Annotated in this window: 18 protein-coding genes, 1 pseudogene and 1 riboswitch; of the genes and pseudogenes, 12 read left to right on the forward strand and 7 right to left on the reverse strand. The window is 69.3% G+C overall.

Annotated features, from left to right (window positions below):
- The first annotated feature begins 11 nt into the window (after positions 1-11).
- Together AB0F91_RS25105 and AB0F91_RS25110 are read left to right on the forward strand one after the other, a co-directional pair.
- On the forward strand, positions 12-920 hold the full coding sequence (locus AB0F91_RS25105; protein ID WP_360601022.1) for a 2-hydroxyacid dehydrogenase: 909 nt from the start codon (positions 12-14) through the stop codon (positions 918-920).
- Between the two features lie 75 nt (positions 921-995).
- On the forward strand, positions 996-1,565 hold the full coding sequence (locus AB0F91_RS25110) for a DoxX family protein (RefSeq protein ID WP_360601024.1): 570 nt from the start codon (positions 996-998) through the stop codon (positions 1,563-1,565).
- A 201-nt stretch (positions 1,566-1,766) separates the two neighbouring features.
- On the opposite strand, the gene ilvD is transcribed toward AB0F91_RS25110, so the two are convergent.
- Positions 1,767-3,611, reverse strand: coding sequence for a dihydroxy-acid dehydratase (gene ilvD, locus AB0F91_RS25115; protein ID WP_360601026.1), 1,845 nt, complete (start codon positions 3,609-3,611; stop codon positions 1,767-1,769).
- Between the two features lie 72 nt (positions 3,612-3,683).
- The gene (locus tag AB0F91_RS25120; protein ID WP_360601028.1) at positions 3,684-4,220 is read right to left on the reverse strand and encodes a PH domain-containing protein; all 537 of its coding nucleotides are present in this window, start codon (positions 4,218-4,220) and stop codon (positions 3,684-3,686) included.
- Positions 4,221-4,554: 334 nt separating this feature from the next.
- On the opposite strand from AB0F91_RS25120, the gene AB0F91_RS25125 reads away from it, so the two are divergent.
- The 4 genes from AB0F91_RS25125 (at position 4,555) to AB0F91_RS25140 (ending at position 8,419) form a co-directional block, all read left to right on the forward strand.
- The gene (locus AB0F91_RS25125) at positions 4,555-6,465 is read left to right on the forward strand and encodes an acetolactate synthase large subunit (protein WP_360601030.1); all 1,911 of its coding nucleotides are present in this window, start codon (positions 4,555-4,557) and stop codon (positions 6,463-6,465) included.
- Positions 6,462-6,968 carry an acetolactate synthase small subunit gene (gene ilvN, locus AB0F91_RS25130; RefSeq protein ID WP_360601032.1) on the forward strand — a complete coding sequence of 169 codons (507 nt, stop codon included), beginning with the start codon at positions 6,462-6,464 and terminating at the stop codon, positions 6,966-6,968. Before AB0F91_RS25125 ends, ilvN begins: the two co-directional genes overlap by 4 nt.
- A gap of 51 nt (positions 6,969-7,019) precedes the next feature.
- Positions 7,020-8,033, forward strand: a complete 1,014-nt coding sequence (ilvC, locus tag AB0F91_RS25135; protein WP_360601034.1) for a ketol-acid reductoisomerase — start codon at positions 7,020-7,022, stop codon at positions 8,031-8,033.
- 110 nt (positions 8,034-8,143) lie between these two features.
- Positions 8,144-8,419, forward strand: coding sequence for a DUF397 domain-containing protein (locus AB0F91_RS25140; protein WP_220237610.1), 276 nt, complete (start codon positions 8,144-8,146; stop codon positions 8,417-8,419).
- Here the strand turns inward: AB0F91_RS25140 and AB0F91_RS25145 are convergent.
- The 5 genes and pseudogenes from AB0F91_RS25145 to AB0F91_RS25165 all read right to left on the reverse strand — a co-directional run bounded on the left by AB0F91_RS25145 (position 8,416) and on the right by AB0F91_RS25165 (position 10,716).
- A complete protein-coding gene (locus AB0F91_RS25145; protein WP_360601037.1) occupies positions 8,416-9,303 on the reverse strand; it encodes a nuclear transport factor 2 family protein in 888 nt (295 codons plus the stop codon). The two genes, AB0F91_RS25140 and AB0F91_RS25145, sit on opposite strands and share 4 nt — an antisense overlap.
- A gap of 79 nt (positions 9,304-9,382) precedes the next feature.
- Positions 9,383-9,562, reverse strand: coding sequence for an ankyrin repeat domain-containing protein (locus tag AB0F91_RS25150; RefSeq protein ID WP_360601039.1), 180 nt, complete (start codon positions 9,560-9,562; stop codon positions 9,383-9,385).
- 88 nt (positions 9,563-9,650) lie between these two features.
- Positions 9,651-10,181: pseudogene (locus AB0F91_RS25155) on the reverse strand (hypothetical protein); the annotation flags it as partial.
- On the reverse strand, positions 10,109-10,354 hold the full coding sequence (locus tag AB0F91_RS25160; protein WP_360601041.1) for a hypothetical protein: 246 nt from the start codon (positions 10,352-10,354) through the stop codon (positions 10,109-10,111). The gene AB0F91_RS25160 and the pseudogene AB0F91_RS25155, both read right to left, overlap by 73 nt.
- A gap of 212 nt (positions 10,355-10,566) precedes the next feature.
- A complete protein-coding gene (locus AB0F91_RS25165; RefSeq protein ID WP_360601043.1) occupies positions 10,567-10,716 on the reverse strand; it encodes a hypothetical protein in 150 nt (49 codons plus the stop codon).
- 461 nt (positions 10,717-11,177) lie between these two features.
- On the opposite strand from AB0F91_RS25165, the gene serA reads away from it, so the two are divergent.
- The 6 genes from serA (at position 11,178) to AB0F91_RS25195 (ending at position 22,136) form a co-directional block, all read left to right on the forward strand.
- On the forward strand, positions 11,178-12,776 hold the full coding sequence (serA, locus tag AB0F91_RS25170; RefSeq protein WP_360601045.1) for a phosphoglycerate dehydrogenase: 1,599 nt from the start codon (positions 11,178-11,180) through the stop codon (positions 12,774-12,776).
- Between the two features lie 272 nt (positions 12,777-13,048).
- Positions 13,049-16,390, forward strand: coding sequence for a S8 family serine peptidase (locus AB0F91_RS25175; protein ID WP_360601047.1), 3,342 nt, complete (start codon positions 13,049-13,051; stop codon positions 16,388-16,390).
- A gap of 292 nt (positions 16,391-16,682) precedes the next feature.
- Positions 16,683-17,723, forward strand: a complete 1,041-nt coding sequence (locus AB0F91_RS25180; protein WP_360601049.1) for a 3-isopropylmalate dehydrogenase — start codon at positions 16,683-16,685, stop codon at positions 17,721-17,723.
- Positions 17,696-17,853, forward strand: a riboswitch (cobalamin riboswitch). Its footprint overlaps the gene before it by 28 nt.
- Positions 17,854-18,533: 680 nt before the next feature.
- Complete coding sequence (locus AB0F91_RS25185; RefSeq protein ID WP_360601051.1) at positions 18,534-19,154, forward strand: hypothetical protein; 621 nt, start codon at positions 18,534-18,536, stop codon at positions 19,152-19,154.
- A gap of 316 nt (positions 19,155-19,470) precedes the next feature.
- Entirely contained in the window at positions 19,471-21,093 is a 1,623-nt protein-coding gene (gene cimA / locus AB0F91_RS25190; protein WP_360601053.1) for a citramalate synthase, read from the forward strand.
- Positions 21,094-21,362: 269 nt separating this feature from the next.
- Positions 21,363-22,136 (forward strand): fumarylacetoacetate hydrolase family protein, encoded by a 774-nt coding sequence (locus AB0F91_RS25195; RefSeq protein ID WP_360601055.1) that lies wholly within the window; start codon positions 21,363-21,365, stop codon positions 22,134-22,136.
- Positions 22,137-23,332 lie beyond the last annotated feature (1,196 nt).

Consider the following 23,332-nt stretch of genomic DNA (forward strand, 5'->3'; position numbering starts at 1 on the left):
ACGTGGTGATCATGACTCTGACTGTGTTGGTACCTGACGACGAGGGCGTCGCAGCGCTCTCGGAGAGCCCAATGGTGCACGCTGTGCGCTACCAGTGGGGAGACCCGGTTCCGCCGGAGGCCGAGAAGGCGGAAGTGCTCATCCCCGGCCGCCACCCCGCGGGCGACGAGCTGTGGCGCGAACTGCCCAACCTCAAACTCGTCCAGCTGCTCTCCGCCGGCGCCGAGGAATGGGTGGGCAAGCTCCCCGACGGCGTCCTGCTGTCCACCGGCCGCGGCGCGCACGGCGGTAGCACGGCTGAATGGGTCGTCGCGGTGCTGCTGTCGATCTACCGGAAGCTGGACGTGTTCGCGACCGCCCAGCGCGAACGGCACTGGGAATGGCTCCCGTCCGAGACCCTCCAGGGACAGCACGCGCTCATCATCGGCGCCGGCGACCTCGGCCGACAGCTGCGGCGCAGGCTGGAACCGTTCGACGTCCGCTGCACCATGGTGGGCGTGTCGGCCCGCGATGGCGTCCACGGCGTCGCTGAACTGCCCGAACTGCTGCCGCAGCATGACATCGTGGTGCTGATGGTCCCCCTCACGTCGCGCAGCCGCGGGATGGTCGACGCGCAGTTCCTGGCCGCGATGCGCGACGGCGCGGTGCTGGTCAACGCGGCACGAGGTCCCGTTGTGCGCACCGATGCGCTGCTCGCCGAGCTATCCGCCGGCCGCCTGCGCGCCGCGCTCGACGTGACTGACCCCGAGCCACTGCCGGCGGAACACCCGCTGTGGACGGTGCCCGGTCTGCTGATCACGCCGCACGTCGGCGGGGTCGTGTCCGGGGTGCTCCGTCGTGCGTACGCCGTTGCCGCAGCCGAGATCGCGCGCTATGCGGGCGGTGACCTGCCCGACAACTTGGTCCACGACGAGTACTGACAGCAAGACCCGAAAGGTCCCCTGACCTCGGCGCGCTCGCCCGCGGCCGGGATCGGTATCCCCTACCCTTCGCGCGTGACCAGTCAAGGGGACGACTACCAGACCGGCCTGCTGTCCGGGGTCGAGGACTCGACGAGCAACAACGACGATGAAGTGCGCCAGGGCGGCCTCGGCCTGCTGATCCTGCGTGTGGGGCTGGCCGTGATCGTGGGGGCCCACGGCCTGCAGCACCTGTTCGGAGCGTTCGGCGGACCCGGCATCACGGGGTTCGCGCACGTGCTCGAGACGTTCGGCTACCACAAGCAGACCACGCTGCTGTCCTGGATCACCGGGATCGTCGAGGTCGGCGGCAGCGCCCTGCTGCTGGTGGGCCTCTTCACGCCGCTCGCGGCCGCCGGCATCCTGGGCGTCGCCGCGAACGTCGTCTACGCGAAGTTCCACGGCGGCTTCTTCGAGGGTGACGGCCGCGGCTGGGAGTTCGAGCTCCTCATCGGCATCGTCGCCCTCGCCCTGATTTTCACCGGCGCCGGCCGCATCTCCCTGGAGAAGAACACGCCGTGGCGCAGGCGGCCGCTACCGCTGGGCATCGTCTCGCTGCTGCTGGCCGCGGCGGCGTCGGTCGTGGTCATCGTTTTGCCGCGCTGACCTGCGTATCGCCGTTGAGCGGCGACGAACGAAAGGGCCATTCACTCGCACCGGAGTGGACGGCCCTCACGAGCGAGAACTTGCCGTGAACACCGCGAACACCGACGTCGCCACTCAGCGGAAACGAACGAAGCGGCGACCAAGGAAAGGGCCGCCCACACCAGGTGGACGGCCCTCCCGCTCAGACTCGCGAGCGAAGACTCACTTGTTCGGGTCCCGCACCGCACCCGTGTCGGCCGAGGTCGCCATCCGGGCGTAGGCACGTAGCGCCGCCGTGATCGGGCGCTGGCGCTCCTTCGGCTGCCACGGCCGCTCCGCCGCTTCCATCTTCGACCGCCGCTCCGCCAGGATCTCGGCGTCGACCAGCAGCTCGAGGCGGCGTTCGTGGACGTCCAGCAGGATGCGGTCGCCGTTCTCGACCAGGCCGATCAGGCCGCCCGCCGCCGCCTCCGGCGAGATGTGACCGACGGAGATGCCCGACGAACCGCCGGAAAAGCGCCCGTCCGTGATCAGCGCGCACTTCTTGCCCAGGCCAGAGCCCTTGAGGAACGCGGTGGGGTGCAGCATCTCCTGCATGCCCGGCCCGCCGGCGGGGCCTTCGTAGCGGATGACCAGCACGTCACCCGGCTGGATCTCCTTGTTGAGGATCGCCGACACGGCCTCTTCCTGGCTCTCGAGCACCCGCGCGGGACCCTCGAAGTGCCACAGGTCCTCGTCGATGCCGGCGGCCTTGATCACGGCGCCGTTCTCGGCGAGGTTGCCGCGCAGGATCGCGAGGCCGCCGTCCTTCGTGTACGCGTGCTCGACGTCGCGGATGCAGCCGCCGACGGCGTCGGTGTCGAGCGACGACCAGCGGTTCTCCGTCGAGAACGCCTTGGTGGTGCGCACCCCGCCCGGAGCCGCGTGGAACAGCTCCAGCGCCTTCTCCGACGGCGACTCCGCGCGGATGTCCCACTCCTTCAGCCAGGAGTCGAGGTCGGGGGAGTGGACCGAGCGGACGCCGGTGTTCAGCTTCCCGCCGCGGTAGAGCTCACCCAGGATGGCGGGGATGCCGCCGGCGCGGTGGACGTCTTCCATGTGGTAGTCGGAGTTCGGCGCCACTTTCGACAGGCACGGCACGCGGCGGCCGATCTCGTCGATGTCGCTGATCGTGAAGTCGACCTCGCCTTCCTGCGCGGCGGCGAGGATGTGCAGCACGGTGTTGGTCGAGCCGCCCATGGCCATGTCGAGCGCCATCGCGTTCTCGAACGCCTCCTTGGTGGCGATCGAGCGCGGCAGCGCCGACGCGTCGTCCTCGCCGTACCAGCGGTTGCACAGGTCGATGACCGTGCGGCCGGCGTTGGAGAACAGTTCGCGGCGCGCGGCGTGCGTGGCCAGCGTGGAGCCGTTGCCCGGCAGCGACAGGCCCAGCGCCTCGGTGAGGCAGTTCATGGAGTTCGCGGTGAACATGCCGGAGCAGGATCCGCAGGTCGGGCAGGCCGAACGCTCGACCACCGACAGCCCGTCCTCGTCGACCTCGCTGCTCGCCGAGGCGGCGATCGCGGTGATCAGGTCGGTGGGGGCCTGGGCGACGCCGCCGACGACCACGGCCTTGCCGGCTTCCATCGGTCCGCCGGAGACGAACACCGTGGGGATGTTGAGGCGCATGGCGGCGTTGAGCATGCCTGGCGTGATCTTGTCGCAGTTGGAGATGCACACGAGCGCGTCGGCCTGGTGCGCGTTGACCATGTACTCGACGGAGTCCGCGATGATCTCGCGCGAAGGGAGCGAGTAGAGCATTCCGGAGTGGCCCATCGCGATGCCGTCGTCGACGGCGATCGTGTGGAACTCACGCGCGATGCCGCCGGCCTCCTTCACCGCCTCGGCGACGATCTCCCCGAGGTCCTTGAGGTGCACGTGGCCCGGCACGAACTGCGTGTAGGAGTTGGCGATCGCGACGATCGGCTTGCCGAAGTCGCTGTCGGTCATGCCGGTCGCACGCCAGAGCGAGCGCGCGCCCGCCGCGTTGCGGCCGTGGGTGGTGGTCCGGGAACGGAGGTGCGGCACGGCATTCTCCCAAGTCAGAAGGCTTGTCCAGGCGGAGTCACGAGACCGCTCCGCAAACTGGTCCTACCAATTCTACTCGCTGGGTTCGGCCGTCGAACCGCCGGTCTCGGCGGGCGCGGCCTCGGAGGCCTGCTTCGGGGCCTTCTCGACCGGCTTCGTGGTGGCCTTTTCATCGGCCGGCTTCAGCTCTTCGTCACTCAGCACGCCCGAGGGGTCCTTGATCTTCCCCTCGCTGACCAGGGCGAGCACCGGAAGGTGGCGCGTCCGCACCGTCGGCAGCGTGACCTGCGTGTCGTCGCCCAGTACGGCACGCACACGAGCCCTGCCGGTGATGGCGAGCCCCTTCAATGCCGACCACGGGAGGTCGCGCTTGCCGAACACCGTCCGTACCGCCAGGCCCTCGCGCGTCGCGACGGTGCGCGTGCGCATGACGAAGACGAACAGCGCGATCGGGAAGACGTACAGCCATTGCAGCCCGTTGATCTCCCCGAGTGCGATCGGTGTCACACACACGGTCAGGAGCGCGATCGCCATGTACGCCGTGCTGGGGATCTTGAACACGGCCTTCCGGCCTTCGTCCGCGCGCTGGCCCTGCTCTTTTTCCGCCACCAATGAATGGTGCACCGCGTCTCCGGCGTGCTTGCGCCGGGGTCGCGGGGCCGCCCGGAGAGTAGTACTGGCGGTCCAGCATGCGGAACCGCCGTCCCGCAGAGTTGACACTCGCGCGGACGCCGGTCTAACGTCAGCGTCGTGACAACGCAGACCGGCCTCGTACTTCCTCAGCGCGTCGACGCTTAGGAAGAGTCCGCTGCGTCGACGCGCGACCCTCGTGCGACCTTACTGGTCGGCGGGGGTTTTTTGTTGCGTCGAACCGGTTTCCGACCGGCAGTACGGCCACAGACAATCCGAACGAGTGACACCGAGAACCTACGAGGCAGAACCGATGACCAGTGCCACGTCGCGCAGCGACGCGAAGCCCGGGCCGACCGCGCCCGGTGTCCCAGGAGCATGTCCGAAGCCGGCGCCGCCGGCGGGAACACCGGTAAGGGTCACGGGCGCGCAGTCGCTCGTCCGCTCGCTCGAGGCGGTCGGCGCCGAAGTCGTCTTCGGCATCCCCGGCGGCACGATCCTCCCGGCGTACGACCCGCTGCTCGACTCCACGAAGGTCCGCCACGTCCTCGTCCGCCACGAGCAGGGCGCCGGGCACGCCGCCACCGGCTACGCCCAGGCGACCGGCAAGGTCGGCGTCTGCATGGCGACGTCGGGCCCGGGTGCCACGAACCTCGTCACCCCGCTGGCCGACGCGAACATGGACTCGGTGCCTGTCGTCGCCATCACGGGGCAACAGTCGCGTGGGCTGATCGGCACCGACGCGTTCCAGGAAGCCGACATCTGCGGCATCACGATTCCGATCACCAAGCACAACTTCCTCGTCACCGATCCGGCGGAGATCCCGCGGACCATCGCCGAGGCGTTCCACCTGGCGTCGACGGGCCGGCCCGGCCCGGTGCTGGTGGACATTCCCAAGGACGTGCTGCAGGAGATGACCTCGTTCTCCTGGCCGCCCGACATTCGGCTGCCGGGTTACCGCCCGACGCTGCGGCCGCACGGCAAGCAGGTGCGCGAAGCCGCGAAGCTCATCGCGAACGCGCGCCGCCCGGTGCTCTACGTCGGCGGTGGCGTGATCAAGGCCGAATCGTCCGCGCAGCTGATGGAGCTGGCCGAGCTGACCGGCATCCCGGTCGCCACCACGCTGATGGCGCGCGGCGCGTTCCCCGACTCGCACCGCCAGCACGTCGGCATGCCCGGCATGCACGGGTCCGTCGCCGCGGTCGCGTCGATGCAGCGCTCCGACCTGCTGATCGCGCTCGGCGCCCGCTTCGACGACCGCGTCACGGGCGCGACGTCGTCGTTCGCGCCCGACGCGAAGGTGATCCACGCCGACATCGACCCGGCCGAGATCTCCAAGAACCGCAAGGCCGACGTGCCGATCGTCGGCGACTGCAACGAGATCATCGGCGAGCTGATCGCCGCCGTGAAGGCCGAGTTCGAGCACGGCCACCGGCCCGACCTCACCGACTGGTGGACGCAGGTCGATTCGTGGCGCGACACCTACCCGGCCGGTTACGAATGGCCCGACGACGGTTCGCTGTCGCCGCAATACGTCATCGAGCGCATCGGCGAGCTGGCCGGCCCCGACGCGGTGTTCACCGCCGGCGTCGGCCAGCACCAGATGTGGGCCGCGCAGTTCGTGAAGTACGAGAAGCCGCGTACTTGGATCAACTCCGGTGGCCTCGGCACGATGGGCTTCGCCGTCCCGGCGGCCATGGGCGCGCAGTTCGGGTTGCCGGAGCAGCAGGTGTGGGCGATCGACGGCGACGGCTGCTTCCAGATGACCAACCAGGAGCTCGCCACGTGCGCCATCGAGGGCGCGCCGATCAAGGTCGCCGTGATCAACAACGGCAACCTCGGCATGGTCCGGCAGTGGCAGAACCTGTTCTACTCGGAGCGGTACTCCAACAGCGACCTCGGTACTCACAAGCACCGCATCCCCGACTTCACGCTGCTGGCCGAGGCGCTCGGCTGCGCGGGGCTGCGCTGTGAGACCAAGGAGGACGTCGACGCGACGATCCGCCGCGCGATGGAGATCAACGACCGCCCCGTCGTGATCGATTTCGTCGTGGGGAAGGATGCCCAAGTGTGGCCCATGGTGGCCGCGGGCACAGGCAACGACGAGATCATGACCGTCCGCGGCATCCGGCCGCTGTTCGACGACGACGAGGTTTCGCAGGAAGCCGCCGAGACCCTCGAAGCCGCCGAAGCCGCTGGCGCTGCGGAAGGAGAAGACCGATGACCGTCCACACGTTGAGCGTGCTGGTCGAGAACAAGCCCGGCGTGCTCGCCCGGGTCTCGGGCCTGTTCTCCCGCCGCGGCTTCAACATCGAGTCCCTCGCCGTGGGCCCTACGGAAAACACCGAGGTGTCCCGCATGACGATCGTGGTCGCCGTTGAAGAGCTACCGCTCGAACAGGTGACCAAACAGCTCAACAAGCTGGTCAACGTGATCAAGATCGTGGAGCTGGAGCAGTCTTCCGCAGTGCAGCGTGAACTGCTGCTCGTGAAGGTCCGGGCCGACGCGACCGTGCGCAGCCAGGTCCTCGAGACCGTTCAGCTCTTCCGTGCCAAGGTGGTGGACGTGTCCCCGGAGGCGCTCACCGTCGAGGCGACCGGGACGTCGGACAAGATCGGCGCGCTTCTGCGGATGCTCGAGCCGTACGGCATCCGGGAGCTCGTGCAGTCCGGCATGGTCGCGGTGGGCCGCGGGGCCCGCTCGATCACCGCCACCTCGCCCCGCTGATTTTTCTTCAAGTCGTTTTTCAGCAGTAACCCGAAAGGAAGCAGTACCCCCATGGCAGTGGAAATCTTCTACGACGACGACGCGGACCTTTCGATCATCCAGGGTCGCAAGGTCGCCGTGATCGGCTACGGCAGCCAGGGCCACGCCCACTCGCTGAGCCTGCGTGACTCCGGTGTCGACGTCCGCATCGGCCTGCCGGAGGGGTCGAAGTCGCGGGCGAAGGCCGAGGAGCAGGGCCTGCGCGTGCTGAGCGTCGCCGAGGCCGCGGCCGAGGCCGACCTGATCATGATCCTCGCGCCGGACACGAAGCAGCGCTTCATCTACTCCGAGGACATCGCGCCGAACCTGAAGGACGGCGACGCGATCTTCTTCGGCCACGGCTTCAACATCCGCTACGACCTGATCAAGCCGCCGGGCAACGTCGACGTCGCCATGGTCGCCCCGAAGGGCCCGGGTCACCTGGTGCGCCGTCAGTTCGTGGACGGCAAGGGCGTGCCCTGCCTGATCGCGGTGGAGCAGGACGCGACCGGTGGCGCGCAGGCGCTGGCCTTGTCGTACGCGGCCGCCATCGGCGGTGCCCGCGCGGGCGTCATCAAGACGACGTTCACCGAGGAGACCGAGACCGACCTCTTCGGTGAGCAGGCTGTGCTCTGCGGTGGCGCGTCGGCGCTCGTGCAGACGGGCTTCGAGGTGCTGACCGAGGCCGGTTACGCCCCGGAGATCGCCTACTTCGAGGTGCTGCACGAGCTCAAGCTGATCGTCGACCTCATGTACGAGGGCGGCATCGCGCGTCAGCGTTACTCGATCTCCGACACGGCCGAGTACGGCGACCTCACCCGCGGCCCGCGCGTGATCTCGCCGGCCGTCAAGGAGGAGATGAAGAAGATCCTGGGCGAGATCCAGGACGGCACCTTCGCGCGCGAGTGGGTCGCTGAGGACGAGGCCGGGCGCCCGAACTTCCTCAAGTTGGAGGAGCAGGGCAACCAGCACCCGATCGAGGAGACCGGCAAGAAGCTGCGTGCTCTCATGTCGTGGGTGGACCGGCCGATCACCGAGACCGCCTGATCGTCTTGTGATCGTTCGAAAGGCCCCCTCGCCCGCAGGTGAGGGGGCCTTTTCGGTGCTTTCGCCATTCAGTGGCGAGACCTGTCGCGGTGGGTCGATACGCTGGTGCCATGAGTGATCAGCCCGTCGACGACAAGGCGCACATCCGGCACGAGCTGGACCTCACCGACGCCCCTTGGATCAGGGCCGAGCCCGAAGGCGTCACGCTCGAGGACTGCGTGGAGTACGCCTTCGTGCCGCACACCGATGGCGTCACGTACGTGGCGATGCGCCAGTCGTCCAAACCGGACGGTGTGGTGCTCGTGTTCACGCCGTCGGAGTGGGACGCGTTCGTGAAGGGTGTCCGGGACGGCGAGTTCGACCTGCCGGAGGATCTCGAGGCCTAGGCGGTGACACGCTCGACCAGCTCCTGAAGCCGGCCGGCCGCGAGCGCCGGGTGGTCGCCGTAGTCGCGGGACTCGACGATCTCCCCGTCGCGCACGCGCAGCACGAAGATGTTGTTCACGCGGAACGGCGTTGCGCATAGTTGCCCCTCGTAGGCGAATTCGCCGATCAGCACCTCGGGGTCGGTGCCCTGGTAGGTGACGAGGTCCGTCGCCTGCATGCGGATGCCGATCTCGCCGGCCAGCGCAAAGTGCGTGCGCAGGTCTTCGCGGGACGTCAGAACGGGTGCGCCCGGCAGGAACGGGTGGCGGACGTCGGTGACCTCGGCGTAGAGGTCGGGCAGCTCGGACCAGCGCTGGTCGGAAACGCCGTAGCAGAGGCGTTGGAACACGCCGAGCGGGCTTTCGCGGGCGGCGAGCTGCGCCGGCCGCGGTTGGACCGGGCCGGGTTCGTGCGGCGGAACCTGGGCGTACGCCTCGGCGAGCCCGGCCGCCGCGCCCTGGACGGCCGCCATCCGCAGGTAGTCGTGGTAGTCGCGGCTGTGGACGATCAGCCCGTCGCGCACCCTCAGCATCTGGATGTTCCCGGTTTCGGTCTTTTTGCCGCTGAGCGACGATTCCACCGTGTACCGGAACTCGGCGACGATCACCTCCGGGTCCGTCGTCTCGTGGACGACGACGTCGCTCGTCGACAGCCGCAACGTTGCCCCCAAGCCGCCCACGAACCGCTCGTGCACCGCCTCCCGCCCCTCGATTCGGCCGGGGACGGGGATCGGGGTGGCGTGCTCGACGACGGTGTTCTCTGCGTACAGCTGCGAAAGCTCGTCGAACCGGCCGGCGGTGATGCCCTCGGAAAGCTGTTCGAAGACTTCTCGGGGTGTGGTCATGGAGTCCTCCCAGCGAATGAAACGGAGTCCGTAGTCCGTCTCGGCCGAGTCGACGATACGGACTACGGACTCCGCTTGTCTACCGGGCTTTCGCCTGCAAATCGCGCGAGGCGGGGCGGTCGCACGCGTGGGCCCAGCCTTCGGCGGTCGAGTTCCAGAGGTTGTCGCGCGCGTCGAGGTCGGCGCCGGCTCGGACGAGGACCTCGATGACGTCGAGCCGATTGTTCTGCGCGGTGAGGTGCAGGGCCGTGATCCCCACACTGCCTCGGGCCGCCGAACGTCCCGACGCGGTTCACGTCCGCGCCCAACTCCAGCGCCGTGCGTAGGGCGGCGACTTTGCCCTGCGCGGCGGCCCGGGTGAGGGCGGTGCCGCGGTAGACGTCGGCGTCGAGGTCCGCGCCGCGCTCGGCGAGGGTGCGCAGGGCTTCGGTGCGGTCGTTGCGCGCTGCCCAGCTGAGGGCTTCGTCGCGGATCTCCCGGGATCGTCGGTGGGGGCACAACGGGAAACCACTGTGGGGCCGGTAGAACTCACGGTGCGCACCCGCCGCCGTCGCGAGTGTCCCGTTCGGACGGACGAGCGCGTCCAGCAGCTCGGCGTCCCCGATACCCGCCGCGACGCGGAGGTTGCGAGGGGGCCGCTCGCGCGTCGCCAGTTTTTCGGCCACGGCCCGGTTTCCCCAGAACAACGCGACGACGAGAGGAGTCCCGCTGTCGCCGCGTGCGGACACGTCGAATGGTGCGCCGGCGTCGGCAGCGGATCGGCGAGCAGGGGGAGGTTGCTGTAGGCGGCCTGGTGCAACGGGGTTCAGCTGTGGGCGTGGCCCCGCGCGGGATCGGCGCCGCGTTCGAGCAGGACGCGCGTGAGCCGTTCGTCGCACGTGGCGCCGGCCATGCCGAGGAGGTCGTTGCCGTTGGTGCCGCGCGCGTGGACGAGCTCGGGGAACTCGTCGACCACCGCCGCCAGCCCGTCGACGTCCCTCCCCTCCAGGAGGCGAAACGCCCGCGCGAACGGCTCGCCACTGTCCGCCGGCGCCACGACGTGCCGGCGCAACCCGCGCCACGACCCGAACCGTGCTCCTTGGCGACGACCGTCCGCGCGCCCTCATGCGTCAACGGCTGCTCCTGACGCTCGAACGCCTCGCGCGCGCCGGCCGTCCCGTCCTCGGCGGACGCGAGCAGCCCGAAGGCGCGTTCGCTGTAGTACTCGGTGTCGGCGTGGTAGGCGTGCTGCTGACTCGGCCCGCCCTCGGCGACGCGCCGGACTTACGCCTGCAACTTCGGCCAGCTCGGAAACCCGTGCCCTCGCGCGACGCGGAACTGCGCCTCGGACAACTTGATCAACTTCGCGCGCGCCAGCTCTTTCGCGAGCTTGCGCAGCTGGGCAAGGTCGGGTTTGGCGGGCAACGAGGCCATGGGGAGTCCTTCCGTCCCCCCGGTTCGCCCGTGGTCCGCCGGCACCGGGCAGGGAAGAAGGCGCACGCGCCGCACTTCTCTTCGGGGGCGGGCTCAGCTCATCCCCTTCCCTCATCCGGGCACCGCGACGTAGTAAATCCCTTTCACCCCAATCGCCCCTACCTCACCACCCACTCATCCCACCACGTGGAACGCACGAAACATCCCACTCGCCGCACCCCGCCGCCCCTACCCAGCACCGTTTTCCTTGCCGCAAACCCAACCCCCGCCGCTGCGGCCCAGCCCGACCCCCGACCACCCTGACCGGCCCCGCGACGAAGTTTTCGCCGGATTACGAGCGAGTTAACAACGCGGGCAGCACCGGGGCCCCCAACCGGGCTAAACTCCCGCCCATCCGGGCACAACGGCGTGCGCGTAGGAGAGCGTCCTCGATTTCGTGACCAGATAGTGGGAGCCGCATCGTGACCAAGCCCAGCAAACCCGTCGTCCTCATCGCGGAGAAGCTCGCGCCTTCCGTGCTGAGTGTGTTCGGTGACGAGGTAGAGGTCCGGCATGTGGACGGCACGGACCGTCCCGCGCTGCTCGAGGCGGTGAAGAGCGCCGACGCGCTCCTGGTGCGATCCGCCACGAAGGTCGACGCCGAGGTGCTCGGCGCGACCACGCAGCTCAAGGTCGTGGCCCGCGCCGGTGTCGGGCTGGACAACGTCGAGGTGCCCGCCGCCACCGAGCGTGGCGTGCTGGTGGTCAACGCCCCGACGTCGAACATCGTGTCCGCCGCCGAGCACGCCGTGGCGCTCCTGCTGGCCGTCGCCCGCCGGGTGCCGGCCGCCGACCAGAGCCTGCGCGGCGGCGAGTGGAAGCGCAGCTCGTTCTCGGGCGTCGAGCTCAACGGCAAGACCATCGGTGTCGTCGGCCTCGGCAAGATCGGCCAGCTGTTCAGCCAGCGCCTCGCCGCGTTCGGCACGAAGCTGATCGCGTACGACCCCTACGTCTCGGCCGCCCGCGCCGCGCAGCTCGGCATCGAGCTCGTGCCGCTCGACGAGCTGCTGGAGCGCGCCGACGCGATCTCCATCCACCTGCCGAAGACGCCGGAGACCAAGGGCCTCATCGACGCCGAGGCGCTCAAGAAGACCAAGCCGGGCGTGATCATCGTCAACGCCGCGCGCGGCGGTCTGATCGTCGAGGAGGCGCTGGCCGACTCGATCCGCAGCGGCCACGTCGGCGGCGCGGGCATCGACGTGTTCGTCACCGAGCCCACCACCGCCAGCCCGCTGTTCGAGCTGCCCAACGTGGTCGTCACGCCGCACCTGGGCGCCTCCACCTCCGAGGCGCAGGACCGTGCGGGCACCGACGTCGCCCGTTCCGTGCTGCTGGCGCTGCGCGGGGACTTCGTGCCGGACGCCGTGAACGTCTCGGGCGGCGGCGCCGTCGGCGAGCACGTGCGGCCGTACCTGTCGCTCACGCAGAAGCTGGGCACGGTGCTCACCGCGCTGAGCCCGAAGGCGCCGACGTCGGTGACCGTCGAGGTCAAGGGCGAGCTGTCCAGTGAGGACACGTCGGTGCTGCAGCTCGCGGCGCTGCGCGGGGTGTTCGCCGGTGTCGTCGACGACCAGGTCACGTTCGTCAACGCGCCGCGGCTCGCCGAGGAGCTGGGCGTGCAGGTGGACCTCGTCACCGAGAGCGAGAGCCCGAAGTTCCGCAGCCTCGTCACGGTGCGTGCGGTCCACACGGACGGCACCGCGCTGACTGTCTCCGGTTCGGTGACCGGCAAGGACGAGGTCGAGAAGATCGTCGAGGTCAACGGCCGCCACTTCGACCTGCGCGCCGAGGGCAATGTGCTGCTGCTCGACTACCCGGACCGCCCGGGCGTGATGGGCCGCGTCGGCACGCTGCTCGGCGAGGCCGGCATCAACATCGAGGCCGCGCAGATCAGCCAGACCACCGACGGCTCCGACGCCGTGATGCTGCTGCGCGTCGACCGCCACGTGGACAGCAACGTCCTCGAGCCGATCGGTGCCACCGTGGGCGCGCACACGATCCGCGCGGTGGACTTCAACTAGTCCCGTCCGCTTTTCGAAAGCCCCTTTCCCCGTCCGAGTGGCGGGGGGAGGGGCTTTCCTTTGTCGAGTCCCCCCAGACGGGCAACATTCGTGTAACGGAGCATTTTCACCACGAAAGTAGGTGTATCGGGCAGCTAGGTTCTGTGCCGCGAGGCAGAACCACGCACCGTGAGAGCACGGTGCGGCGCCGGTGCTCACCTGTCGGGGGTGGTTGATCGGGGAGCGCCAGGCAGGTTCGCGATCCAGGCCTCGAGTAAAGGGGTTGGGTACTCATGAGCAGATCCCGGTTGCCCGGGTGGGCTGCGCGTTCCACGGCTGCCGTGTCCGCGGTGGTCTTGGCCGCAGCCGTCTCCGCCGCGTCGGGCGCGTCGGCGCAGGGTGCGCCGCTCGCCGACCCGGTCGCGCCGGCCAAGGTCGCCGCCGCGGGGTTGCAGGGCAAGATCTCGCCGCGGCTCGACGCCGCGCGGGGCAAGGTCACCGCGTTTGTGGAGCTGGCGAAGAAGCCGGCCGTCGACGCGTTCAACGCCGAGCAGGGCAAGGGCGCCGGCAAGGAGAAGGCCAAGCAGGCCGCGCGCGCCGCGAAGGCGGACGTCGCCGCTGCGGTGAACTCCGTCGTCGGACAGCTCAAGAAGGCCGATGCGAGCACGAAGCTGGTCACGCAGACGTCGAACGCCGTCGCGGGTGCCGTGGTGACCGCCGACGCCGCGAAGATCCGTGAGCTCGCGAAGCGTCCCGACGTCGTTTCGGTGCGCACGGTCGTGCCGAAGACGAAGAACAACGCCAGCGCCGAGCAACTCACCAACACGCTCGCGAGCTGGCAGCAGACCGGCAAGTTCGGTGACGGCATCCGCGTCGGCGTGATCGACGACGGCATCGACTACACCCACGCCGACTTCGGCGGCCCCGGCACGCCCGCGGCCTATCAGGCGGTGGACCGGACCAAGCCGTCGCCGCTGTTCCCGAGCGCGAAGGTCGTGGGCGGCGCCGACCTCGTCGGTGACGACTACGACGCCGAGGGCAAGACGGGCTCGCCGACGCCGAAGCCGGACCTCAACCCCATCGCGTGCGGCGAGCACGGCACGCACGTGGCCGGCACGATCGCGGGCTTCGGCGTGAACGCCGACGGCACCACGTTCACCGGGAACTACAAGAAGCTGAACAAGAAGCAACTCGACGCCATGCGCATCGGCCCGGGCACCGCGCCCAAGGCCCTGCTCTACGCGATCAAGGTGTTCGGCTGCACGGGTTCCACGAACGTCACCTCGCAGGCTCTCGACTGGGCGCTCGACCCCGACGGCGACGGTGACTTCACCGACCACCTCGACATCGTCAACCTGTCGCTGGGCAGCGACTTCGGCGCGCCGGACGACCCCGACTCGCTGTTCGTGCGCAAGCTCGCCCAGAACGGTGTCCTCCCGGTCATCGCGGCCGGCAACGGCGGCGACCTCAACGACGTCGCGGGCTCGCCGGGCAACACGCCCGAGGCGCTCACCGTCGCCAGCAGCCGCGACGCCGGCGAGCTGAAGGACGCTCTCGAGGTCACCGCCCCGATCAAGGGGCAGCAGCCGGGCCAGTACAGCCAGGACTACACCGGCTACGACACGCTCGACCTCACCGCGCCCGTCGTGCCGATCTCGCCCGCCAACAACGCGGGCTGCAACGCGTTCTCCGCCGAGGACAAGGCCAAGGTCGCGGGCAAGATCGCGTGGCTGGAGTGGGACGACAACGACGCCACCCGTGCCTGTGGTTCCGCCGCGCGCGCCAACAACGCGCAGGCCGCGGGGGCGAAGGGCGTGCTGCTGTCGTCCACTTTGGAGCACCCCGCCGCCGGCATCGCGGGCAACGCGGGCGTGCCGATGTTCCAGCTCACCGGCAAGGCCACCACGGCCGTGCGTCCGGGCCTGACCGCGGGCACGCTGGCGGTGCGCTTCTTCGGCGCCGGCCGGGCGAGCCTGCAGACCACGGACAAGACCATCGTGGACACCCCGAGCTCGTTCACCTCGCGTGGTGGCCGTGGCCCGTCGGTGAAGCCGGACGTCACGGCGCCTGGTGACACGATCACGTCGGCGTTCCGCGGCAGCGGCAACGGCCGGCTCTCCATCTCTGGCACGTCGATGGCCACCCCGCACACCGCGGGCATCACGGCGCTGGTCCGCCAGACGCACCCCGACTGGAACGTCGAGGAGGTCAAGGCCGACGTCGTCGGCTCGGCCGTGCACGACATCACCGACGGCGCGGGCCACACCTACGCGCCGCAGCGCGTCGGGACCGGTCGTATCGACGCCAAGGCCGCGCTGGACAACCAGGTCCTCGCCTACGTGCAGGACGACCCGGGTGCCGTGAGCGTCACGTTCGGCACCGTCGAGGCGGCGGGACCGGTCACGCTCTCGAAGACGATCAAGGTCGTCAACAAGGGCACCGCGCCGGTCGAGTACTCGGTGGCGTACGAGGCCGTGACCTCGCTGCCCGGCGTGCAGTACACAGTGGACAAGAGCTCGGTGAAGCTCAGCCCGCGCGGGGTCGCGACGGTGAAGGTGACGCTGAAGATCACCGACCCGAAGGCGCTGCGCAAGGTCATGGACCCGACCATGGAGGCCGCGCAGGCCGGGCTCGCCCGCCAGTTCGTGGCCGACGCTTCGGGCCGCGTCGCGTTCACCCCGAAGACCGACGCCACGGTGCCGCTGCGGGTCGCCGTGTACGCGGCGCCGAAACCGGTCTCGGCCATCACGACGCCGGCCGGCGTGCACTTCGGCGGGGGCCAGAACCAGGCCGTGCTGAACCTCGGCGGCAAGGGCATCGACCAGGGCACCGGCGCGCAGCGCTACCGCTCGCTGGTCAGCGTCCTGGAGCTGCAGGCCGAATCGGCGCAGCTGCCGGAGTGCGGCGCGGGCGTCTCGTCCGACTGCACGCTCAACGGCACCGCGAAGGGCGGCGACCTGCGCTACATCGGCGCGGCGTCGACGGCCCCGCTCGCCAAGGCGCAGGGCGAACCGGAGAGCGCCATGCTCGCGTTCGGCCTCACCACCTGGGGCGACTTCGCGAACCTGGGCAGCAACACGATCCCGTTCGTCGACTTCGACACGACGGGCGACGGCAAGCCGGACTTCGAGACCTTCGTGACGAAGGCGACGGGCACCGACGTGCTCCTGGCCGCCACGGTGTCGCTGACGCAGGCGGGCAACCCGACGGTGGACCTGCAGGCGGTCAACGGTCAGCTCGGCGACGTGGACACCAACGTGTTCGACACCAACGTGATCGTGCTGCCGGTCAGCATCGCCGCGCTGGGCATCGATCCGAACGAGGCGTCGCACCGGATCAGCTACACCGTCGGCACGGCGGGCTACTACGTCGCGCCGGGCAGCACCGACGGGCTGATCGACTTCGTCGGCACGCCGATCTCGTTCGACGCGTTGGCGCCGGCGTTCTCGGTGCAGGGCGGCGGTGACGCGGCCCTGGGCTACGTCGCGAAGCCCGGTACCCAGCTGGTGGTCAACCGCAACGCCGGGGCCGTCGCCGGTGACAAGCCGAAGGGCCTGCTGGCGATCGAGCACCACAACGCGGCCGGCTCGCGCGCGGGCGTCGTGCGGATCGAGTCGGCGGTGACGCGGCCGTGAGGTGAGGCCCCGTCACCGGGCTGAACAGGGTGGCGGGGTCCTCCGATCGGGGAAGGCTCGTCTTACTGGCCACGTTCCCCGAATAGCGGTGATAGGGGGCTTTCCGGGTCGTGGCGACCCGGGAGGCCCCCTTTGTTTTCACCCGTTCAGGTGTCTCACCCTGCGGGAGGATGCGGCATAAGGGTGGTGCGGCTACGGCGTCTTGTCTACGGCCGGTAACCTTCCGCTGCTGGCGTTTTCTTGCGGATGGGCCATCGGTGCGTTCGGTGGCCTGGTCTACGGAGGTGTGTGGATGCGGCTCGCGGTGATCCCAGGTGACGGGATCGGGCCCGAGGTGGTCTCCGAGGCGCTCAAGGTGCTCGGTGAAGTAGCACCGACGGCGGAGATCACGAACTACGACCTCGGTGCCGCGAGGTGGCACTCGACGGGGGAGCTGCTCCCCGAGTCGGTGCTCGGCGAGCTGCGTCAGCACGACGCGATCCTGCTTGGCGCGGTCGGCGACCCGACGGTGCCCAGCGGCATCCTCGAGCGCGGCCTGCTGCTGCGCCTGCGCTTCGAGCTCGACCACCATGTGAACCTGCGCCCGGCGCGCCTGTACCCGGGCGTGCGCGGCCCGCTGGCCGACGCCGGCGAGGTCGACATGATCGTGGTGCGCGAAGGCACCGAAGGCCCGTACACCAACAACGGTGGCCTGCTGCGCAAGGACACCGAGCACGAGGTCGCCACGGAGGTCAGCGTCAACACGGCGTTCGGCGTCCGCCGTGTCGTCGCCGACGCGTTCAACCGCGCCGAAGAGCGGCCGCGCAAGCACCTCACGCTCGTGCACAAGACCAACGTGCTCGAGTACGCCGGGTCGCTGTGGTCGCGGATCGTCGAGGAGGTCTCGCTGGAGCACCCCGACGTCACGGTCGCGTACTCCCACGTCGACGCCGCCACGATCCACCTGGTCACGGACCCGTCGCGCTTCGACGTGGTCGTCACCGACAACCTCTTCGGCGACATCATCACCGACCTGGCAGCCGCTGTCACCGGCGGCATCGGCCTCGCGGCCAGCGGCAACCTCGACATCACGCGCCGCAACCCGAGCATGTTCGAGCCGGTCCACGGCAGTGCCCCCGACATCGCCGGCCAGGGTCTCGCCGACCCGACGGCCGCCGTGCTCTCGGTGTCGCTCCTGCTCGACCACCTGGGCCACAAGGAGGCCGCGCGCCGCATCGAGGCGTCGGTGGCCTTCGACCTGGCGACGCGCGACCAGGCGTCGCCCGGCACCACCCAGGCGATCGGCGACCGGCTGGCCGCGCTCGTCTCGTCGAACGTGCGCTCCGTCAGCTGACGCTGTCGTAAGGAACTCCCGCCGCGGAAGCCGGTCGAAATCCGGCGCTGTTCCGCAACGGTTGGCCCGCGGTCTGTGTTCTCGCAGACCGCGGGCGAGCCCGACACCGGCGGGGTTCTAGCATCACCCTCGTCCCTCCCGTCGCGGTCTACGGGAGACGAAACCCTCCTCTCCTCGGCATGGCTGACGTCGTCGTTGTGTGGACCCTGAGCAGGTCGGGCCCTGCCGGTGCCGCTCCGAAATTCTCGTCGTCTGACGGTTCGGACTCCACGCCTTCTTTCCCTGCGGCTTCCGAACGGGTCGCCTCGGGCGTCGCCGACCGACGGCGAATCCGGCTTTGGTGACTCAGGCCTTGCCGACTCAGCCGCGGCAGGCCTTTCACCGGCGTTGCCGTTCAGTGGCGAACCCAAGCCTGGTGACGGATCCGCTGACGTCCCACCGTCGGCCGGGCGCGATTCGCGCGAGTCTGGTCCACCCATCGGAGGTCCGGACACGGCACTCGGATCGTGGCCGAAAAGCGGTGAACCCTTCCGCAGCAAACGCGGCGCCGACCCAACTCCGCCGGAACCGCCATGGCTGGCGCCGATCAGCGGCGAAGCCGAGCGTGCCGACCGAGCCGCCGATGATGCGCCGTCCGCGGGATCCGACCTCGTCGGTTCGCCGGGCATCTGAAGTTCCGGACCGCCGACACCGGCCGTTGCCAGCCAACGACATCGGCATCACCGAGCTGATGTTCGCCCTCGGCCTCGACGACCGGGTGGCCGGCTACGTCGTCGACAAAGGACAGTCGGGTGGCGTCGCCTCTTCGCCGTGGAAGCCGATTTCACGAAGGTGCCCAAGCTTGCTGAGAAGATCAACTGCGAAGTCGTAGAGGGCGCCGGAGCCGACCTGGTGTTCGCGGACTGGACCTGCGGCTTCTCCGAGAGCACCGGCTTCACGCCCGACACGTTCACGCAGCTCGGCATCCAGAGCGACCAGCTGACGGAGGCCTGCCGCGACGGTGTCGGCAAGCAGTGCGGCATCATGCCTCCGCTCGCAGCGCTCTACTCCAACCTTGCGCAACCTCGGCCAGCTCTTCGGCGTCTGCGGCCGCGCGGAGAAACTGGTGAAGCAATACCGCGACCAGGTCGCGGCGGCCAGGAAGGCCGTCGCCACTCAGGGGCAACGGCACACGGTGTTCCTCTACGACGACGGCCGCGACCAGCCGTTCACGGCCGCCCGCAAGGCTGGCCCCCACGAGGTCATCACCAAAGCGGCGACACCAACATCTTCTCCGACGTCGACGACAGCTGGACCACGGTCAGCCGGGAGGCCGTGGTCCAGCGCTCGCCCGACATCATCCTCACCAACGACTACGGCGGTGAGGTCGGCACCGTCGCAGACAAGGACAACGTCCTCCGCTCGCAACCGGCCTGCGTGACCTCCCGGTAAAGCAGGGCCGCTTTTTGCCTTGCCCCGAGGGGCTTTGGTGGAGGGGCCGCGCAACGCTTCGGCCGTGCAAGCGTTCGGCAGGTACCTGGCTGGTCTGCCCCGTTGACCGGCTCCCAGGAAGTGAGAAGCGCCGCCCGGCACTTGGATGCCGGGCGGAGCTGTGGCATCATGCAAACCATGACCGCCATCTCGATCATTATCGCCGAGCGCGCCGGATAGACGCTCCACAAGAGCTTCCGGCGCGCAACCTCTCGCACCCATGCGGGAGGTTTTTTTGTTGCCAGAAACAGGTTCTGCCCCGCCACAAGGAGACACCGTGACCCGCACGGAGCCCGCCGAAACGCCCCTCGGTGACGCCTTCCACCTCTACGACACGACCCTGCGCGACGGCGCCCAGCGCGAAGGCATCACGTACTCCGTCACCGACAAGCTCGCCGTCGCCCGGCTGCTCGACGAGCTCGGCGTGGGCTTCATCGAGGGCGGCTGGCCGGGCGCGTTGCCGAAGGACACGGAGTTCTTCGCGCGGGCGGCGAAGGGCGAGTTGGAGCTGAAGCACGCCGCGCTGGTCGCCTTCGGGGCCACGCGCAAGGCGGGCACCCGCGCGTCCGAGGATCCGCAGGTCCGTGCGCTGTTGGACGCCGAAGCTCCCGTGGTCACCTTGGTGGCGAAATCCGACCTGCGGCACATCGAACGCGCGCTGCGCGTCGACGTCGAAGAGGCGTGCGCCATGGTCCGCGACACCGTCGCGTTTCTGACCGGCGAAGGCCGGCGCGTGTTCCTCGACGCCGAGCACTTCTTCGACGGATACGCGTTCTCACCCGACACCGCGCTGCGAGTACTGGACGCCGGCGCCAGTGCCGGCGCGGACGTCCTCGTGCTCTGCGACACCAACGGCGGCCAGCTGCCGCTCGGCCTCGCGGAGACCGTGCGCGAGGTCAAGGACAAGACCGGGTTCCGTTTGGGAATCCATTGCCAGGACGACACTTCCTGCGCCGTGGCGAATTCCGTCGCCGCGGTGCAGGCCGGCGCGACGCACGTCCAGTGCACCGCGAACGGTTATGGGGAGCGGGCCGGCAACGCCGACCTGTTCGCCGTGACGGGAAACCTCGTGACCAAGCTCGGAATGGAGGTCCTCCCGATCGGAGGTGCCATCGAGCTCACCCGCGTCTCCCATGCGCTTGCCGAAATCGCCAACCTCGCACCCGACACCCACCAGGCCTACGTCGGGTCGTCGGCCTTCGCCCACAAGGCGGGGCTGCACGCTAGCGCGATCAAGGTGGATCCGTTGCTGTACAACCACATCGATCCATCTTCAGTCGGCAACGGCATGCGGGTACTGGTCACGGAGATGGCCGGCAGGGCCAGCCTCGAGCTCAAGGGACGTGAACTCGGGGTCGACCTTGCCGGCCAGCCCGAAGCGCTGACGAACGCGGTGCGCAAGGTGAAGGACCTCGAAGCGGACGGCTGGTCGTTCGAGGCTGCCGATGCGTCGCTGGAGTTGCTGCTGCGCCGTGAAGTCGAGGACGTGTCCGGTGAGGAGCCGGTGACGCCGCCGTTCCACCTGGAGTCGTACCGCGTCGTCCTCGACCACCGGTCGGACGGCGAGGTCGTTTCGGAGGCGACGGTGAAGGTCCACGTGAATGGGCAACGCGTCATCGCCACGGCCGAGGGCAACGGACCGGTGCACGCGATGGACGCCGCCCTGCGGGAGGCGCTCAGCCCCCACCTGTCCTGGTTGGACGCCGTGGAGCTGTCCGACTACAAGGTGCGCATCCTGCCGTCAAACCCGGGCACCCACGCTGTGACCCGTGTCCTGCTCGAATCCAGCGACGGTGAGCGGGAATGGACCACTGTCGGTGTGCACGGGAACATCGTGGAGGCGAGCTGGATGGCGATGTGCGACGCGCTCGTCCACAAGAGCCTCACGGCTCGCGTCTGAGATCGGCGGCTCCTCTCTGCGAGGTTCGTCGGTGGGCTGTGTCGGGTGGGCTGCGTCGATGGCTGTGCGGTCAGGTTGGCGCATGGCCGGCGTGGACGTCGAGGATTTCCGGTGAGAAAGCGGGCGAACGGACCTCTCGTGCACCTCGTAGCGATCGATCCGCAGGTCGCGGCGGACGCGAGCGGCCCATTCGCTCCGGGACGGCGCGAGGGGACCGTTCGCGCCGCCGGGGGCGAGCGTCTCGGCGGCGGCGTACGTAGACTGGCCGGGTGCGTCTAGCCCGTATTGCTCATCCCAGTGGTGGTGTCGCGTTCGCTTCGATCGAGGGCGAGGGCGACGACGCCCAAGTCCTGGAGATCGCCGAGCACCCGTTCGGCCAGCCGAACTTCACCGGCAAGCGGTGGCCGCTCGCCGACGTCCGCCTGCTCGCGCCGATCCTGCCGTCGAAGGTCATCGCCGTCGGCAGGAACTACGCGAAGCACGCGGCCGAGTTCGGCAACGAGGTGCCGGCGGCGCCGATGCTGTTCATCAAGCCGTCGACCACGGTCATCGGCCCCAATGCGCCGATCCGGCGCCCGCGTGACGTCGGTCGCATCGACTTCGAGGGCGAGCTGGCGATCGTCATCGGTCAGCCGGTGAAGAACGTGTCCGCCGACCGGGCGGCGAGCGCGATCCTCGGCTACACGGTGGCCAACGACGTGAGCGCCCGCGAACTCCAGAAGTCCGACGGCCAGTGGGGCCGCGCGAAGGGCTTCGACACGTTCTGCCCGCTCGGTCCGTGGATCGAGACGTCGATCGATCCGTCGGACCTGGCACTGCGCAGCGAGGTCAACGGCGACGTCAAGCAGGACGGCCGCACGTCCGACCTCGTGCACAAGGTGCCGGAGCTGGTCGAGTTCATCTCGGGCGTCATGACGCTGCTGCCCGGCGACATCATCCTGACGGGCACGCCGGAAGGCGTCGGCCCGATCGTCGACGGCGAGTCGGTCTCGATCACCATCGAAGGCATCGGCACCCTGACCAACCCGGTCCAGGACATCTGACTTCGGTTCACCTCGAGGCCCGCCGGCCGTTCGCCTCTGAATGGCGACGGCCGGCGGGCTTCCGTATTTCCGGGGTGGTGACTGAGGTCGCTGGCTCGTGTTCGGTTCGGCTTTCGCCATTCGGTGGCAACGGTGCTTTGGCCTTTCGCCGCCGGCTGGAGCTGTTGCCGCTGAGTGGCGAACGGTGGGATCTGCAGGTCGGCTGCCGGATTTCTGTGGCTGACCACGGCAACGGCGGGTGTCGCCACTCAGTGGCGACGCCCGCGATCGAGCTCTGTGACCCGGTCTGGCGGCGCGTTGCCACTCAACGGCGACGGCTGGTCGACGGGGTGGTGGTGCTGAGCCGGAATTCGCTGGGTCCGCGAAGCTTCGCGGCGCGGTCGGGTGGACGTTGCCGCTCGGCGGCGACAGCTTGGCCGGCCGGAGAGAGGGGCGTGGGATTGGCTTGGCCGCAAAGCTTTGCGGCGGGATCGGGTTGGCCGGCGGTGGAACTAGTCGCTGAGCTGGGAGTCGTCCGGTGATTGAGCCCGCGAGCGCGGCCGGGTGGACGTTGCCGCTCGGTGGCGACGCCTTGGTCGGCGGGGAGCGGGTTGCTCGTCGTAGTCGATCGGCGCTCGAGATGCGACGTGCGGCGGCGCCGGGTGTTGCCGCTTGGTGGCGACCTCCTGGTTGGCGATGGGGGAGCCGCGCCGAGTTTGGCGGCGGCCGCGCGATCGAGCTTCGCGACACCGTCGGGCCAGCAGTTGCCGCGCAGTGGCGAGGCGCAGCTGGTGAAGGGAAGCAGGGACTGGGTTGGTGTCGCCGTTTGGTGGCGATACCGAAGTTGGTGCCGGTGAGGTACACGTCGTCGTGGGGTGGGACGTGGTGCGGGGCGGATCGGTCTCGCCGTCGTGCGGCGGCGGCGCAGTGATCTGGTGTGGAGCGTTGCGGAGCCGACGCGAGTGTAGACGGGAGTGCCACCGCGCTCGTGGTGCTCGGCGGCACTCCGGATGTGAGCTATTCGGGGCCAGGCGTTGTGTCGCTCGAACCAGTGGGCTGGGCGTGGACTTGCTGTGTGGCTCGACGGACGTCGCGTGACCGTCGGACCGATGGGCTATTTCTGGCTCTTCGTAGTGATGTGTGGGTGGGTTTGCCCTGGTAGCAGTAGGGCACGTCGTTGCTGGGTCTAGGTTTCTGAGCTGTCGAGGAACAGAAAC

Origin of the sequence: Amycolatopsis sp. NPDC023774, assembly GCF_040639695.1 — a bacterium.
Taxonomy (GTDB): domain Bacteria; phylum Actinomycetota; class Actinomycetes; order Mycobacteriales; family Pseudonocardiaceae; genus Amycolatopsis.

Coding starts and splice junctions, on each gene's coding strand:
- ilvN (WP_360601032.1), top strand. CDS start 6,462: ATGACCGTCCACACGTTGAGCGTGCTGGTCGAGAACAAGCCCGGCGTG.
- ilvC (WP_360601034.1), top strand. CDS start 7,020: ATGGCAGTGGAAATCTTCTACGACGACGACGCGGACCTTTCGATCATC.
- AB0F91_RS25145 (WP_360601037.1), bottom strand. CDS start 9,303: ATGACCACACCCCGAGAAGTCTTCGAACAGCTTTCCGAGGGCATCACC.
- AB0F91_RS25165 (WP_360601043.1), bottom strand. CDS start 10,716: ATGGCCTCGTTGCCCGCCAAACCCGACCTTGCCCAGCTGCGCAAGCTC.
- AB0F91_RS25105 (WP_360601022.1), top strand. CDS start 12: ATGACTCTGACTGTGTTGGTACCTGACGACGAGGGCGTCGCAGCGCTC.
- AB0F91_RS25125 (WP_360601030.1), top strand. CDS start 4,555: ATGACCAGTGCCACGTCGCGCAGCGACGCGAAGCCCGGGCCGACCGCG.
- AB0F91_RS25180 (WP_360601049.1), top strand. CDS start 16,683: ATGCGGCTCGCGGTGATCCCAGGTGACGGGATCGGGCCCGAGGTGGTC.
- AB0F91_RS25140 (WP_220237610.1), top strand. CDS start 8,144: ATGAGTGATCAGCCCGTCGACGACAAGGCGCACATCCGGCACGAGCTG.
- AB0F91_RS25175 (WP_360601047.1), top strand. CDS start 13,049: ATGAGCAGATCCCGGTTGCCCGGGTGGGCTGCGCGTTCCACGGCTGCC.